18 protein-coding genes and 1 pseudogene are annotated in these 15,387 nt (G+C 55.0%); 2 read left to right on the top strand and 17 right to left on the bottom strand.

All coding sequences use genetic code 11. The annotated features are described in order from the left end of the window. Positions 1–123 precede the first annotated feature (123 nt). From ACQE3E_RS09125 to ACQE3E_RS09090, 8 genes and pseudogenes are all read right to left on the bottom strand, one after another. Positions 124–648, bottom strand: coding sequence for a hypothetical protein (locus ACQE3E_RS09125; protein ID WP_427501534.1), 525 nt, complete (start codon positions 646–648; stop codon positions 124–126). Between the two features lie 21 nt (positions 649–669). Continuing rightward, complete coding sequence (locus ACQE3E_RS09120) at positions 670–894, bottom strand: hypothetical protein (protein WP_427501533.1); 225 nt, start codon at positions 892–894, stop codon at positions 670–672. A 76-nt stretch (positions 895–970) separates the two neighbouring features. Next, a complete protein-coding gene (locus ACQE3E_RS09115) occupies positions 971–1,405 on the bottom strand; it encodes an SMI1/KNR4 family protein (RefSeq protein ID WP_427501532.1) in 435 nt (144 codons plus the stop codon). Between the two features lie 108 nt (positions 1,406–1,513). After that, positions 1,514–1,981 carry a hypothetical protein gene (locus ACQE3E_RS09110; protein WP_427501531.1) on the bottom strand — a complete coding sequence of 156 codons (468 nt, stop codon included), beginning with the start codon at positions 1,979–1,981 and terminating at the stop codon, positions 1,514–1,516. A 153-nt stretch (positions 1,982–2,134) separates the two neighbouring features. Then, a complete protein-coding gene (locus tag ACQE3E_RS09105; RefSeq protein ID WP_139306303.1) occupies positions 2,135–2,437 on the bottom strand; it encodes a hypothetical protein in 303 nt (100 codons plus the stop codon). Beyond that, positions 2,397–2,516 carry an HD domain-containing protein gene (locus ACQE3E_RS09100; RefSeq protein WP_427501530.1) on the bottom strand — a complete coding sequence of 40 codons (120 nt, stop codon included), beginning with the start codon at positions 2,514–2,516 and terminating at the stop codon, positions 2,397–2,399. The genes ACQE3E_RS09105 and ACQE3E_RS09100 overlap by 41 nt, the downstream gene beginning before the upstream one ends. Before the next feature lie 389 nt (positions 2,517–2,905). Further along, positions 2,906–3,016, bottom strand: a pseudogene (locus ACQE3E_RS09095) (transposase domain-containing protein); the annotation flags it as partial. Between the two features lie 103 nt (positions 3,017–3,119). Beyond that, positions 3,120–3,422, bottom strand: coding sequence for a hypothetical protein (locus ACQE3E_RS09090; RefSeq protein WP_064030776.1), 303 nt, complete (start codon positions 3,420–3,422; stop codon positions 3,120–3,122). Positions 3,423–4,080: 658 nt separating this feature from the next. Here ACQE3E_RS09090 and ACQE3E_RS09085 point away from each other — a divergent pair. Continuing rightward, positions 4,081–5,229 carry a GNAT family N-acetyltransferase gene (locus ACQE3E_RS09085; protein WP_427501529.1) on the top strand — a complete coding sequence of 383 codons (1,149 nt, stop codon included), beginning with the start codon at positions 4,081–4,083 and terminating at the stop codon, positions 5,227–5,229. Positions 5,230–5,388: 159 nt separating this feature from the next. Beyond that, positions 5,389–5,772 carry a NifB/NifX family molybdenum-iron cluster-binding protein gene (locus ACQE3E_RS09080; protein ID WP_064030778.1) on the top strand — a complete coding sequence of 128 codons (384 nt, stop codon included), beginning with the start codon at positions 5,389–5,391 and terminating at the stop codon, positions 5,770–5,772. Between the two features lie 174 nt (positions 5,773–5,946). Here ACQE3E_RS09080 and kdpE read toward each other — a convergent pair whose 3' ends face one another. The 9 genes from kdpE to ACQE3E_RS09035 all read right to left on the bottom strand — a co-directional run bounded on the left by kdpE (position 5,947) and on the right by ACQE3E_RS09035 (position 15,321). Next, positions 5,947–6,642, bottom strand: coding sequence for a two-component system response regulator KdpE (gene kdpE / locus ACQE3E_RS09075; RefSeq protein WP_064030779.1), 696 nt, complete (start codon positions 6,640–6,642; stop codon positions 5,947–5,949). A gap of 24 nt (positions 6,643–6,666) precedes the next feature. Beyond that, positions 6,667–9,405 (bottom strand): sensor histidine kinase KdpD, encoded by a 2,739-nt coding sequence (locus ACQE3E_RS09070; RefSeq protein WP_313728304.1) that lies wholly within the window; start codon positions 9,403–9,405, stop codon positions 6,667–6,669. Positions 9,406–9,572: 167 nt separating this feature from the next. Beyond that, positions 9,573–10,649, bottom strand: a complete 1,077-nt coding sequence (locus ACQE3E_RS09065) for a radical SAM protein (RefSeq protein WP_313728305.1) — start codon at positions 10,647–10,649, stop codon at positions 9,573–9,575. 173 nt (positions 10,650–10,822) lie between these two features. Next, positions 10,823–11,584, bottom strand: a complete 762-nt coding sequence (locus ACQE3E_RS09060) for an ABC transporter permease (RefSeq protein ID WP_064030782.1) — start codon at positions 11,582–11,584, stop codon at positions 10,823–10,825. Then, the gene (locus ACQE3E_RS09055; RefSeq protein WP_313728306.1) at positions 11,581–12,564 is read right to left on the bottom strand and encodes an ABC transporter ATP-binding protein; all 984 of its coding nucleotides are present in this window, start codon (positions 12,562–12,564) and stop codon (positions 11,581–11,583) included. Before ACQE3E_RS09055 ends, ACQE3E_RS09060 begins: the two co-directional genes overlap by 4 nt. 255 nt (positions 12,565–12,819) lie before the next feature. Next, positions 12,820–13,182, bottom strand: a complete 363-nt coding sequence (locus ACQE3E_RS09050; RefSeq protein WP_064030784.1) for a hypothetical protein — start codon at positions 13,180–13,182, stop codon at positions 12,820–12,822. Between the two features lie 104 nt (positions 13,183–13,286). Continuing rightward, positions 13,287–13,697 (bottom strand): ketosteroid isomerase-related protein, encoded by a 411-nt coding sequence (locus ACQE3E_RS09045; RefSeq protein ID WP_064030785.1) that lies wholly within the window; start codon positions 13,695–13,697, stop codon positions 13,287–13,289. A gap of 67 nt (positions 13,698–13,764) precedes the next feature. Next, on the bottom strand, positions 13,765–14,301 hold the full coding sequence (gene cobO, locus ACQE3E_RS09040; protein WP_071159725.1) for a cob(I)yrinic acid a,c-diamide adenosyltransferase: 537 nt from the start codon (positions 14,299–14,301) through the stop codon (positions 13,765–13,767). Between the two features lie 177 nt (positions 14,302–14,478). Then, entirely contained in the window at positions 14,479–15,321 is an 843-nt protein-coding gene (locus tag ACQE3E_RS09035) for a hypothetical protein (protein WP_427501528.1), read from the bottom strand. Positions 15,322–15,387 lie beyond the last annotated feature (66 nt).

Here is a 15,387-nt window from a genome sequence, read left to right as displayed (position 1 = left end):
AGCGTTAGCGGAATCGAGGAGGCGGCCTGATTTCATTAAACGGCCCCCGAAGGCGGTCACATATCGTCATTGTTTGCTGATTACAAACATTGGCGTTGATCGAAACTTGCATATTTTTATGCCTTAGGAGAATTTTGCCGCATGCGCACGACATAGAGTAATTTGTGTACCAAGGCTGATCCACCCTGAATAAAAGCGGGAGTCATTTGGATCACTTGGCCACACATCGATACAGCCAATAATCCTGATGCGTTTACTTGCTTCCTTGAAGCGGACAGTCTGATACCAACTAATGTCCTGTTCGTTATTCCAATTTCCATGTGTCTTAATCAGCCACCTTCTCAGTTCAAAAAACGCCAGAGATGGCGGCGCTGTTTCTAAGTAGTCGAGGCTTGCAACTAGATTCTTGCCATATTCAGGGTTGCTATTGTCTGCCCTTAACACAAGTGCTGCCGTGTAACGACCGTCGTCGAGAAGAATTGATAAGCAATCTCCAGCCTTGAAAGGAGCCTTTCTGACAATAAGTCGCGGCAGCGGTGAAGGTTTTGGCTTGGGTTTAGCGATCTTATTGAAGAACTTATTAAGCACTTCCTTTCTTTTTGCCAGAGCTTTGGAATCATCGCCCCAGCGCCCAAGGCCGTTTCCCAACTGCAAATCTTTGCGAACTCTTTAAAGGATGCGATCTTCGAGAATTCCGTAAGTCCATTGGACATGAGCGAGCGCGAGCCATAACAAAGGAGCATCATCTTCGTCATTTTCAAGTTCTGAGAAATGTGAAAGTGCAGAATCAGTCGCGATGGCGACGGATTCACCAGCTTTGATGCGATCCTTGACGAATCCAACAACATCCGAAACCGTATCATCTTGTAGTATTCCAACGCCCCAAGCACCCATCTTTATGCCTTATTCAGTTACCTTGCTCAGCCGATCATGCGGTAAGGGTAACTTGACGGTCAAGTTGACGCGCTGGTCAGACATCTTGATCGTCACGAAGCCCAATCCTTTCTATGAATTCTTCAATGCTGCGCGATACGCGACAAGCACTATCTAGTCCTGCTATGCAATCAACCATAACAATAGGCCAAGGTTTGGGGCACCCCATATCGAAGGCGATGGATTCTAGCCCACCGTTGCTACCGAAGAAGAATAAGTCTGGATATTCCTTGCGGTAGTTGTCGTCTCGCCATAACTGGATTGCAAAGGCGACGTCAAACAACTGAAACCAGAGTGGCTCAAGAGCCAACTCGCCTTCACCACCGTTTGAGTAGCGGAGGAGCTCTATGTACTCAACTGGTGGTTCGAACGGGAGAGCACTGTTGAGTTCGACGATGTGTGACTGCGATGCACAATCAACTTTTCGCCACTCACGGCCAGGTTCAGACAGTAATTCAGCTACAGGGCGCACGGATGTCTACGTAGAGCTACGTTTCATGATTAGCATATGATTTCCCTCTACGTATATCATTAGTGATAAGTAATAATGGCCGGTAATGGTCAAATTGCTGCCATTGAATCAGATGGAGCGAGCGATAGTCCGCAACGGGTCGTTCGCGTCAATTCGCCATTTCCAAAAGCCGTCATTCACTACTGGCGTAATGGTATCAGAATCGATGGCTAACTTTGGGTTGGAAAAGGCGGCCGCTTTGCGACCGGAATGCCTGGCGGTTTTGAAGTCGGAATCGCCGGCGGGTTTGATCGGAATATGCAAGAGTCCTATCGAAGCCTGAACGGCAACATACTTGCCGCTGTAAATGAAAATCCCCGTCCGTCCCGCTTTTTGCCTTGCGTTTATTGCTCGGAGCGTTGCTCGCAACTCTTTTAGTATTACGGGAATCACTATTTGCCTTGCCCGCAAGGCTTTTAGTGTTATGCGCAAGGCTCGGAGCCTTGCGTTTATTGCTCGGAGAATTGCGCGCAACTCTTTTAGTGTTGCGGGAATCGCTGTTTGCCTTGCGCGCAAGGCTTGTAGTGTTATGCGCAAGGCTCGGAGCCTTGCGTGTATTGCTCGAAGCGTTGCGAGAATCACTTTTAGTGTTGCGGGATAGACTTTTTGCGTTGCGATCGAGACTGGGAACCGCGTTAATTGCCGGATTCGCGTTGAAAGCGCTGCTCCGGCGGCCAGCCGGATATCCCATTAGCGGTCGCGGTGGGTTAGAGCGGTTTGCGGCGAGTCGCGGATACCCAGTTGATCTTTGGTTTGCCCCATAATCCATGCGCGAATCCTTTCGGCATGCTTGGCGCGAACGAATTCTTGATAAAGAAAGCGATCTTTATCCTGATCTGAAAGTTTGGCGACCTTTGCTTTGTAGTCAGGGCCGCTTTGCCCAGAGAAAAGCACCTGCTCACAAAAATCAGTGAACCCCGATTCAGGTTTTACTCTAGCATTGAACTCATCTTTAGGTGACCAACATCCCCATGTCGTGAAAGTAGACAGCAAGTACAATCATCAACCAATCGGCATCGCTCATCACCTTTTTAGTTTGTTCAGGAATAATCCAATCCAGATTTTTTAACATCTCATCAATCCGGGAATCTCCCTAGAAGTTCCGGGAATGACCCCGGCGACGTTTTAAGCATTTATTTTTCCGTCGGGAACGGTAAAAATGCCGGCTAGAGGACAACCAACGCCAAGACGCGCATCTGATTCGCGGCCGCGCGCACCCTCGGCCAGTCAGTCTCTTTCCCTTTCGGAGTGGCGAGCGCGTATGCGCCGAACCGGTGCAATTCATCGGCCGGGGCAGTTCGGTTCAGAATGTCTAGGACCGATCGATTAGGGACGTCGAGCTAAATTCCGATAGCCCTAACTGATCACTGATTTTAGAGCTGTAAGAAAATGGCGTGGTTTAATGGTAAGCGTCCTTTAAACAACGTCGTTGATTTTTTGAATAAAGCCGTACGAGCTTGATTAGACCGTTGGGTTGACGAGATGCCAAGGCAGCAGGGCTTCGAAGTCTTCGATGTTTTTTGCCAATGGCAATTGACGGAACAACGCGACAAGATAGATGCGCGGCTCGATGTCCACCTCATTATAAATGGGCACTATCTTCGCTTCTTTCGACCTATTGATATAGACGCTGTTAATAGACTGCTTACCAAACAGAGGCTAGAAATTTTGAATTTTAATTCAACGAGAATTTAGCGATCATATCTTGCTGGATGTTGCGGACTCGGGCATTGAACTGGTCGGAATTCAAATCAACGAATCTCAACGGATCGTTTTTACAAAGCACGAATTCGCGTATCGTGTCGCGATTCCAGCACTGATAATTATCATGCACGGCTCTTAATACCGACTTTAATTTATTCACCGCATACAGCATGTCATCTTCCCTATCCGCGAAAGAAAACGTCATTAACTCCGCGATGGCTGACCTGACTTGAGTAAACGCATTATTCGAGTCAAATTCGATACTTTGTTTCATTCGGTTTATCCCTCTAATCGTTAGAAAATTGAATTCGGTTCTATTAGAGAAAAATATCGCATCGGGCTCTTAACTCAAACTTAACGGCAAGCCATGCCTAGGTTGCTTGTTTTGCGGAAAACGGACTTGAGGAGGGGCTTGATTCGCCATCTATCCAGTCGGACTGTGTCGACATTCTGGCTACCCCGAACCTACCCCTGTCTGAATGGCTCGCATTCGGTCTGCTCGCCCGGCGGTGCATTCACCGCCAAGAAGGCCGAATTCGCAACGCTCGGCCGCCGGGCCGCCGGGCCGCCGGCCAAGCCGTTCGCGAAGCCCAATTTTTGAACGGCTCGAGGACAGCTTTAGCAACGCGGGCTTGGAAGCCGCTGGCAAGCGGCTTGGAATCGGTTTAGTATTCAAGCAACGGTGACGATCGCACCAATCGTTTCAACCACGACAGTCTCTGCTCTTCGCTGTAAACAGCAGCTGGACAAACCCGATTCGGAAGGTTGAAATGATCGCGCCCGACCTGATTTCCCAAACCGTATCAGGGTCGGACGGCCTTTTTACGATTCGCTCCGAACTATGCCGGTAAGATTCCGGCTCCGTTTTTTATGCATCAGGCGTACGCCATTTGCCATTTTCACCATCAGTCAGTTTCTAAACCAATTTTAAAATGGACGTAATTCCCTTGGACGACCTGGACCGCATCGACCGGGCGGTCTGGAACGAACTGACCGGCGACGACTACCCGTTTTTATGCCACGAGTTTCTGACGGCATTGGAACACAGCGGCTCGGTTAGCCCGCGCGGAGGCTGGCGGCCGCAGCATTTGTTGGCGCTGGAGAATGGCCGGCCGGTCGGCTTGTTGCCGCTGTATCGCAAATCGCATTCCTGGGGCGAATACGTATTCGACCAACAGTGGGCCGATGCCTATCGCCAACACGGGCTGGCCTATTATCCCAAATGGTTGACCGCGATTCCGTTCACGCCCTGTCAAGGGCCGCGTTGGGCCGTAGCGCCCGGTGTCGGAAACGAAACGGTGCTGACAAGCTGGATTGAATACCTGAAAGACCGAGCCGAACGGGAAGCCGTCTCCTCCTGGCATTGTTTGTTCCCGCGGCCCGACGAGGCCGACACGTTGCGCGCGTTGGGCATGAGCATTCGAGAAGGTGTGCAATTTCAGTGGTTCAATCGCGAGTACCGCGATTTCGCCGACTTTCTCGATACGATGACCGCCGCCAAGCGCAAGATGGTCAAACGCGAGCGCCGTAAGGTCGAAGAGCAAGGCATCGTCATGCAACGCGTCGCCGGCGCCGACATCACCGACGAGCAATGGCAAGCCTTTTACCGCTTCTACGCGGCGACCTACATCAAGCACCACTCGCAACCCTATTTAAATCTGGATTTCTTTCGAGAAATCGCGCTGACCATGCCGGAGCGGATATTGCTGATCCTGGCGATCAACGGCGACCGCTATGTCGGCGCCGCGCTGAGCTTGATCGGCGCCGATACCTTATACGGCCGGTATTGGGGTTGCGAAGAAGCATTCAGCGGACTGCATTTCGAAGCCTGCTATTACCAGGGCATCGACTTTTGCATCGCCAACGGCCTGAGCCGTTTCGATTCCGGCGCCCAGGGCGAACACAAGATCGCCCGAGGCTTCGAACCGATTACCACCTATTCCGCCCATTGGCTGCGCGATCCCGGCTTCGCCGACGCGATCGAACGCTTTCTGGAGCGAGAGAAGGTCGGCATGCAGCGTTACAAACTCACCGCCCAAGGCTATCTGCCGTTCAAGCACGCTGATCCGGATCGGCAGTAAACCTCCCCGCTGATCCAGCCTCGCTAGCCGAGCCATTGACCGCTTAGATTCGAATCGGCGATACTGCCTTTAACCGTGCAATTGCTATGGGAAATAGGTGCGCCGAGTGCGTTTTCCGATGGTTGCACTCGATTCGATATCAACAGAGGCATTCAAACTATGACAGATAAACTGATAGCCATCGCCGTGGACACCGATGGCCGCGTCGCTTCTCACGCGGGCAGAGCGTCGCGCTGGCTGGTCTACGTCGTTACCAAGGAGTCCCGCGCCGATCTGGCCTGGACGCTGGATTTGACCGACATCGGCAGTCTGCACGAATGGCATGTGCGTGGCGACGGCAATCGCCATCCCTTGCATACTGTCGATATCGCGATTGCCGGATCGGCCGGTGACGGCGTGATCCGCAATCTGGCGACCCGCTCTACCGAGTTGCTTACCACCGGCGAGACGTCGCCCGATCAAGCCTTGGCAGCCTATCTGGCCGGCACGCTGAGCGAAGGCCCGGCCCATGATGAACAACATTGCCTGAAAGATAACCATTGAGCCGGCGATTGCAAACCGCCCCGCTGGCCGCCAGCACGCCGCGACTTGCAAAGCCATCGCGGAAAAAACATGGCTTATTGCATTCGCGGGCCGGGTCCGCATCACTCGAATCCGCCCGGATTGCCGGCGGCCGCTGGGGCTGGCGTCGCTAGCCCGCGCCGGAATCGCTCACCGTCAAACTTTGAATCGGTAGCCGACGCCCGATTCGGTTAACAGATGTTGCGGCTGAGTGGGATCGGCCTCCAGTTTTTGGCGCAATTGACTCATGTAGATCCGCAAGTAATGCGCGTTTTCTTGAGAGGACGGTCCCCAAACCTCTTTTAATATCTGCCGATGAGTCAGAACTTTACCGGCATGCTTGATCAATACCGCCAGTAAACGGTACTGAATAGGCGTCAGATGCACATCCTCGTCCGCGACGCTAACCAGACGGTTTTGCAAATCCACCCGCAGGTTGCCGGCCGTAAACACTGCTTCGCCGGCACCTTCCGCGCCGCGATTAGCGTGTCTGAGCGCCACTCGAATCCTGGCCAGCAACTCGCCGAAACCGAAGGGTTTGGTCAGATAATCGTCGGCGCCGGCGTCCAACGCGTCGATCTTGTGTTGCTCGTTGCTGCGCGCCGACAATACGATGATAGGCACCGCCGACCAAGCCCGCAAAGAGCGAATCACGTCAACCCCGTCCATATCCGGCAGGCCCAGGTCCAAAATCAATAGATCCGGTTTGCGCACGCCAGCCTCGACCAGGCCTTGCTTGCCGGTCTCGGCCTCGAACACCGCGAAACCATGCGTGGTCAAACCGGTGCGCAAAAACCGCCGTATCGACGGATCGTCCTCGACGACGATGATGACCGGCTCGATTTTAGCCATGCCGGCTTACGGTCGCTTCGACCATCATTCTTCTAACTCCAGGCTGGGCGGTGGTTGGTCCAGCGGCAGTATAAAGGTAAAAATCGCGCCGCCGCCAGACCGATTGCGGGCGAAAATCCGGCCGCCATGGACTTCGACAATGGCTCGACAAATCGCCAAACCCAAGCCGGCTCCGCTCTGGGCGGCTTCGTGGCGAACCTGGAAGAACTTTTCGAACAGCCGCTCTTCCTTGCCGGCCGGAATACCGGGCCCACGATCGGCGACGCTGAGCTCGACAGCCTGATCGCTGGTTTCCACGCGGATATCCAAATCGCTACCCACCGGCGTATAGCGCGCCGCGTTTTCCAGCAGATTGATCAACACTTGCTCGATCATCACCGCATCGGCGTAAACCATCGGAATACCGGCCGGCAGCGATACCCGCACCGGTCTGCCGGCCAGGCGTTTTTGCAGCACGGTCAATGCGGTGCCGACGATTTCCTCTAACGGATGCCATTGCCTGTTCAGTTCCAGCACGCCGGAATCCAGGCGGGCCATGTCCAGGATATTGTTAACCAAAGTCGACATCCGTTCGGCTTCGTCGACGATGGCCCGGCTTAATTCCAATTTATCCGACGGCTGCAACTGGCCGGCGTCTTCGGCCAATGTGGTCGCGGAGCCGATGATAGTCGCCAGCGGCGTGCGCAAATCGTGGGAAATCGCGCTCAGCAAGGAATTGCGCAAACGTTCGGCCTCGACTTGCAACAGGGTTACGCGGGCCGTTTCCGCGAAGCGAATGCGGGCTACGGACTGGCCGATTTGGCGTAAAAAGGTTTCCAGCAATTTCTGCTGCTCCGGCAAAAACACCCGCCGCAGATTGACCGGCCGCATCGCCAGCACGCCGACGACTTTATCATCATTTTGAATCGGAAAATAAATCGCCTCGGCGCCGGCCAAGGTGTTGGTGCCCTGTCCGGCCATTTCGTTGTGATCGAAGACCCACTGCGCGATGCCCAGATCGGCGCCCGGCAGAGACTCCGCCAATGCCGCGCCGCGCGGATGCTCGATTCTATCTTCGGCGTTGGCAAACAAAATCGCGTTGCGGCTGCTGAATTCGGAATACAACTGGCGGACCGCGATTTTGACGACATCCGCTTCGTTCTGGGCGCCGGATAGTTCCTTGCTCATCGCATATAAGGCCGCCGCCCGCCGTTCCCGGTGCGCCGCCACCTTAGCCTGCGAACGCACGTTGACCATCAGATTGCTGATCACGATGCCGACCACCAGCATCGCCAGCAAAGTAATCAAATATTGGCTGTCCGATACCGAAAAACTGTAAAACGGTTGAACGAACAAAATATCGAACACGCCGACACCCAGCACCGACGCCAAAATCGATGGTCCCCGGCCGAAGCGCGTGGCAACGAACACTACCCCCAATAGAAACACCATGACCAAGTTTGCCAGTTCGACGCTGCCGAACAATAAATAACCGACCGCGGTACTGAACGCCGTCACGCCGACCGCCCAGGCGTAACCCAGATAGCGCCGGCGCGTCTTGGCCGGGATGCGCTGCTTGAGTCCCGGCAGCGGGCTTTTTCTGAACAGCGACGGTTCGGCTTCCGGCGCATCCATCTCGCCGCGACGCGGACTACCCAACAAATAAATATTGATATTGTGGGCTTGAGCGATCAACACATCGACAACCGAACCCAATAACCAGCGCCGCCAACCGCGCCGACTGGGCTTGCCCACGACGATTTTGTTGATATTGCGTTCCCGGGCAAAGCGGATGATCGCCTCGCTCATAGCCGGCGCACTGAGCGTGACGGTTTCCGCGCCCAACTGCTCGGCTAGTCGCAAGATCCGCAACACCCCGTCGCGCTTGACCGCCGGCAGCCGGGCCAGCTCGGGCGTCTCGACATAAGCGACGATCCATTCGGCCCGCAACCCGGCCGCCAGGCGCTTGCCGGCCCTTACCAGCCGTTCGGCCAACGGGTTGGGCCCTATGCACACCAGCAAGCGCTCGCCAACCTGCCAGACTTCGCGGATCGCATTGTCTTCTCGGTAATCCAGCATCTGCGCATCGACTCGGCTCGCGGTCTGGCGGAGCGCCAGTTCACGCAACGCAATCAAATTGCCTTTGCGGAAAAAATGCTGTATTGCCTGTTGCGCTTGTTGCGGCAGATAAATTTTGCCTTCCTTCAATCGGAGCAATAGCTCGTCCGGCGGTAAATCCACCAGTTCGACTTCGTCGGCATCTTCGAATACCGTGTCCGGCACGGTTTCCCAAACCCGAATCCCGGAAATCTGACCGATGTCGTCGTTCAGGCTTTCCAGATGCTGCACGTTCAACGCGGTGTAGACGTCGATGCCGGCTTCCAGCAATTCATGAATGTCCTGCCAACGTTTTGGATGGCGGGAACCGGGCGCGTTGGTGTGGGCCAGCTCGTCGACCAGAATGATGGCCGGTCGCCGCTTCAGGGCCGCGTCGATATCGAACTCACGCAGAACCGCGCCCTTGTATGGTACCGGCCGGGTCGGCAAACACTCCAAGCCGTCCAGCAAGGCCTCGGTTTCCTTACGACCGTGGCTTTCCACCAAGCCGACGATCACATCCAACTGCTCCGCGCGCCGCTCCCTGGCCGCCAACAGCATCGCGTAAGTCTTGCCAACTCCGGCCGCCGCGCCGAAGAATATCTTCAATCGGCCTCGCTTGGCCTTGGCCCGGTCCCGAGCAACGCGGGCCAGCAATTGGTCGGGATCCGGGCGTTCTGGATTCATTTGAAAATGTAGCGGATCTTGATTTGGGAGACAGCAATCAGTGTACGGACTAGCGGATAAAAATGCCGTAAAGATTCACTCGGTAAGCTTCGAACGACGGGCCATCCGCGCAATCCCCACCCATATCGAAGCAGCGGCGGGAAAAGCGCGAACTAAATAGCGTTGCCTCAGCGCCCCCGGAGCAAAATCAAGCCCATCTTCACCTTATCGCGCAGCGTCTTTTGACTAAGACAGGTATGTAGGCATAACTTCTGGCAAGCGATGGTTTCCTTCCGAATTTTACGGGCCGCCGGACCGCGCCAGATCTCCCTGGCGTTCTGTTGCGTCAGATTCCCGATCACGGGAAAGTAGAAGCAGGATTGGACATCGCCATTGGTCCGGATAAAAAAGTCGCGCATCCCGACTCGGCAAGGCATGGCCTCGGGTGGCGCTTTTTCCTCGCGAAAATGTTTGACCATCTGGTTGATGACCGTTTCGCTGTTCATGATCGGTTCTCCGGCGCGCTTGAGCGCGATCAGCGTGTTCTGCACCCGCTCGAGTTCCGGCCAGTCTGATTCTTCGATCCACAGTTCGTCGTAGGTTTCCTGGGTCCAGCGATCCAGAGGTTGCAAGTTCAGCGCGGTCGCGCCGACTTCTTGGACCCATTTCACCATCTCCGGCAACAAGCGGAAGTTTTTGGCATTCACCGTGGTTTTAATGACGATAGGAAAATTCAGCCCGGCCTTGTCGCGGGCATCGCGAACGTATCGAATACCGTTGACCAGCCTCTCGAATAGCGAGGGATAGCCGCGCAAGTAGTCGTGCAGTTCCGCACTCGGCGCGTCGCAGGAGATATTCAAATTGAACGGCTGGGTTTCCACCAACCGGGCGGCGTTCTTCCGGTTCAGCGTCGATCCGTTAGTGGTTACGCCACTGTGAATCCCGTTTTTGCGGCAGAAATCCATCAAGTCCAGAAAGCCCGGCTTTAAGAAGGGTTCGCCGCCGCTGAAGTTGATGGAGTAGGTGCCGACGAACGCTCGAATACTGAGCAAGGCGGTTTGCCATTGCTCAATCGTCATTTCCGGCTTGTACTCGGGCAAGCGCCAAAATTTGCAATAGCGACACTTCACGTTGCAGCGTTCGTTGATCAACGCGTAGAAGCTGACGGGCTTGGTCAAATCGGCGCCGCTCCTAAGGTACAAGGCCTCCGCCAAGTGGTTATAACCGTGTTTGACGGCCATATGGGCCAGCGAGGTCGTTTTCATCGTTCAAGCTCCAATTTGAACCGACCGGCAAATGGCACGAGCCGCCAGCGGGACCGAGAGATGCGTGTCGCCAAACGCGCATCTAACGCCCCAGCGGATTCACCACAGACTATAACTTGTTTAAGACAAACTCGCTATTTTCAGCCTATATCCGGCGTATCTCGGCACCGCGATTAATGTCTGATTTTGTAGCCGCTCTTAAAGACCCACCAGACGAAGCTCAGACAAATCACCAGTAAACCGCAAATCATTCCGATACTGACGCCGACGTTAAGGTCGGCAACACCATAGAAACTCCAGCGAAAACCGCTGATCAAGTAGACCACGGGGTTGAACAAGGAAATCTTCTGCCACAGCGGCGGCAGCATGTTAATCGAGTAAAACGCCCCGCCCAGAAAGGTCAACGGCGTGACGACCAACATCGGCACCACTTGCAATTTCTGGAAACTGTCGGCCCACAGACCGATGATAAAGCCGAACAAGCTAAAGGTAATCGCCGTCAGTAACAGAAATCCGACCATCCACAGCGGATGAGCGATGTCGTAAGGCACGAAACAACGGGCCGTCGCCAAAATCAGCAAACCCAGCATCACCGATTTGGTCGCTGCCGCGCCGACGTAGCCGAGCAATACTTCGATCCAGGACACCGGCGCCGACAGCAATTCGTAAATCGTACCCGCCCATTTAGGCATGAAAATACCGAATGAAGCGTTGGAAATGCTCTCGTTCAGCAAATTCAGCATCACCAGACCCGGAATGATGAAGGCTGCGTAACTGACGCTGTCGATGTCGCCCATCCGCGACGCGATCGCCTTGCCGAACACGATGAAGTACAGCGACGTGGTGAGCACCGGCGCGGCAACGCTCTGGGCCAGTGTGCGAAACGTGCGCGCCATTTCAAAACGGTAAATCGCGCGAATGCCGTAAACGTTCATGCGCTAGCCTCCTTGGGCTGGTGAACCAGACTGACGAAGATATCTTCCAGCGAGCTTTCGCTGGAGCGCAGATCCCTGAATTCGATGCCGTGCTCGGCCAACGCGTTGAGCAGTTCGGCAATCCCGGTCTCCTCGGTCTGACTATCGAAGCTGTAAACCAAAGCCAGGCCACTCTCGGCGATTTCCAGCGGCCAGTGACTCAAGCCGGCGGGAAGCTCGTCTATCGGCAAGCGCAGCGTTAACGTCAATTGTTTTTTGCCGAGCTTGCGCATCAAGACGGCTTTGTCCTCGACCACGATCAGTTCGCCCTTGCGGATAACACCAATGCGGTCGGCCATGTCTTCGGCCTCTTCGATGTAATGGGTGGTCAAGATAATGGTGGTGCCGCGCTCGCGCAATGCGCGCACCATGCGCCACATATCGTGCCTCAGCTCGACATCGACACCGGCGCTGGGCTCGTCCAGAAACAGAATCGACGGCTCGTGGGACAGCGCCTTGGCGATCAGCACCCGCCGTTTCATACCGCCGGATAAGGCCATGATTTTTTCGTTACGCTTGTCCCACAACGACAGATCGCGCAAGATCTTTTCTATGTAGCCGGGGTCGGGCGGCTTGCCGAACAAGCCGCGACTGAAGGAGACCGTGGCCCACACCGACTCGAACGCATCGGTATGCAGTTCTTGCGGCACCAGGCCAATACTGGCCCGCGCCGCCCGATAATCGCGGGCGATATCGTGACCGTCGGCGACGACGCTGCCGGCCGAGGCTTTGACAATGCCGCAAATGATGCCAATCAGCGTGGTCTTACCGGCCCCGTTCGGACCGAGCAAAGCGAATATTTCACCGCGCTGGATATCCAGGTCGACATTCTTTAAGGCTTGAAAACCCCCGGCATAGACTTTATTGACGCCGCGCACGGCCACGATAACGTTGGGGGACTGGGCTTCCGGCGGCGGGATGTTGGGCAAGGTCCGTGGCATGGATCGGTTCGATGGAAAGTGGTTGGGAAGGCAATCGACCAGTGATTCCGCTTCCGGGTTCCGGCAATTTAGCGAAGCGGCGGTCAACCGATCAGATCGAAGGAAGAGGTTGCAGCGAATTCAACACCTTAGGCTGCCTGACGATTCGCACCGCAACCGGCGCGTCTTGGGAAGAAAACAGACCGCAACTCATCGAGAGACAAGCGGAACGATGATGTTGGCCGTCGAGCTGCGCTCGACAGCCAACGTTACGAATCAGAGTTTTTTGTCGATCAAGACTTGGTCGTCGATAATCAGCTTGGAAACGCCGCCCAGCGACAAGTGCAAGGTGCAGGACGCGGTTTTAAAATTGGAGTCTTTCTCGCCGACCCATTCCATCGTCACGTAAGTAGCCTTATCCGTTGAGGTCTTGGACGGAAAGAACACTTGCGTGCCGGTTTTGTTCTCGATCAGTTTCGGGCATTTTTGGTTGGCCATTTCCTGCATCGCCACCAGGGCGCGGATTTGCGCCGCCGCCTCTTTTTCTTCGTTGGATTGATCCTTGCTGACGCCGACCAATATGAAGCCGACCACGAATACGCCTACCATAGCGATCATCAATTTCTGTGTCTCACCCATTGTAGCTCTCCTCTCTCTATTGTAATTATTTTCGGCGAATCCGAAGTATTGCCCTTCGGATTCTATGCTAAATGGCTGGCAGCGGCAATCGAAGTCGACCGCCGTTATTGCGGGTCGACCTGTTCTATCCAATTGCCCAGGTTATAGTAGTTGGTGATACGGGCGACCTTACCGTCGCGAATGTCGAAAAATGCGCCGGCCGGCAAGCGATAGGTCTGGCCGTTGGCTTCCGGCAGACCTTCGTCAGTGTTCAGGTATTCGCCCAAAACGACGAACTCGGCCGCACCGCGGGTACCCGTTTCATTGGCCATCACCACCATGTCCACCAGTTGCTCTTTATAGTGGTGATTCATTTTTTGCATGAACTGACCGAAGGCTTCCTTACCGGTTTCGCGATCGCCTTGGTTGATGTCGTGCACGACATCGTCGGTCAGCAGGCTCAGAAAGCGGTCCATGTCGCCATTGTTGAACGCTTGGTAGTAGTTCTGAATCAATTCGATCGCTTGCTTTTGCATGGCATTACCCGTCGGGAAAGGTGTTGAAAAGCCGGCGATTCTGCCAGAAAACCGCTTTTTTTTCAGCTTAAAATTCGACGCCCTGCTCGGCTTTGATGCCGGTTTCGTAAGCATGCTTGATCCGGGTCATTTCAGTGACGGTATCGGCGACCGCAATCACTTCCGGGGCCGCGTTGCGGCCGGTCAACACCAAATGCAGCCAAGCCGGTTTTTGGTTTTTTATGAAATCGGCGATTTCCGGGCCGCCGATCCAGCCGTAGCCGCAGCAATAATTGATTTCGTCGAGAATGACCAAATCGAACTCTTCCGAAAGGATTTTTTGCTTGGCGAATTCCCAAATGTCGCGGCTAGTCTTGATGTCCTGCTCGGGATTTTTGGTATCCCAGGTGAAGCCGTCGCCCAACGCGTGCCACTCGATATTGTCGAAACGTTCGGCCGCGCGTTGCTCGCCGGTCTGCCATTGGCCCTTGATGAATTGAATCACGCAAACCTTCATGCCCCAACCGGCCGCGCGGAACACCATCCCGAACGCGCTGGAGGATTTGCCCTTACCCTCGCCGGTGTGGACCAACACCACACCCTGTCTTCTATCTCTGGTTTTCATGGTCTCTGCTTCGTGATCTCCCGGCGACGCCAGGGTTCACGTGCATTGTAACAATTAAACGGCGCGGGACGGACTAAGCTACCGGCTAACGCTTGAGCTGCTCACGAATGGAAACCGAACAAAACCAACGCCAAACATCCAGCAGAGAAACCCATCTAGCAAGCGACCGCCGGCTCTCTAAAGTGCCTGGGTGGCTCGTCGTTTGTCGCTGACCAAGGTTCCGAATAGAGCCAATCCGCCGGCAAACAGCCAAGCCGCGGCCGGTAGCGGCACCGGCGCATAACCGTATCCGCTGTCGGTCTGCAACTGATAACGATTGTCGGCAATCCCCAAATACACCAATCCGGTGCTCCCGAAATTGGCGGACGATTGGGTCGCCGTGGGTTTGAAGTAGCTGCTGGCGCTCGCGCCCACTTCCAGGAAGGCATCCAGCGAAATCAAGGTATTCACCGGCACCGAAAACGTCGCGACGCCGGTGCAAGACGGCATCCAAGAGCAGTTGAAACTGCGCGGCGTGTATCCATTCTCGGAGAACGAGATGCTATCGCCGGTACCGAGTTGGACGCTGCCGCGAGCGGTCGCCGAACCGGACAATCCCCCGGATACCAGATACGTCAAGGTCAAATCGATATTGCGGCCGCTCGGTCCCGCCACGCTAAAATGATCGGAAAACGACACCTTGCTGCTGCCGCTGGCGACATTGGCGGCATAAGCGGTCGCGCTGGCGTTGGCGGTGGCTTTCAAGATACCGGCGCTGACGAAGCCGCTGGCGGACGAGCGATACGTTTCAAGGTTTGTGCCTGGACCGCTCCTCGGATCGGGTACTTGATACAGCGCATCGACCGCGTACGCGGAGGGGCCGTTAACGTTGTCTATCGCCTTGAAATCGGAATCGTAGGACGGGCTGCCATAGGCGGCATTGGCGCTAGCCGTCACGGTTAACGAGGTGTTGTAGGCATTGGCGGCCGGCGCGTAAACGAATGGGGCGCACAACGGCAACACGAAAACTAAGCGATTCATAAAAAATCTCGATATTGATGGTTAGAAATTGGAGATGGGATGGCCGACAGGGCTTATGCGAGCAAC

The sequence above is a fragment of the Methylomonas sp. MED-D genome, from assembly GCF_050276835.1.
GTDB classification, from domain to species: domain Bacteria; phylum Pseudomonadota; class Gammaproteobacteria; order Methylococcales; family Methylomonadaceae; genus Methylomonas; species Methylomonas koyamae_A.
The sequence above is the reverse complement of the archived record's forward strand: the minus strand, read 5'-3'. Positions and strand labels throughout refer to the sequence as shown.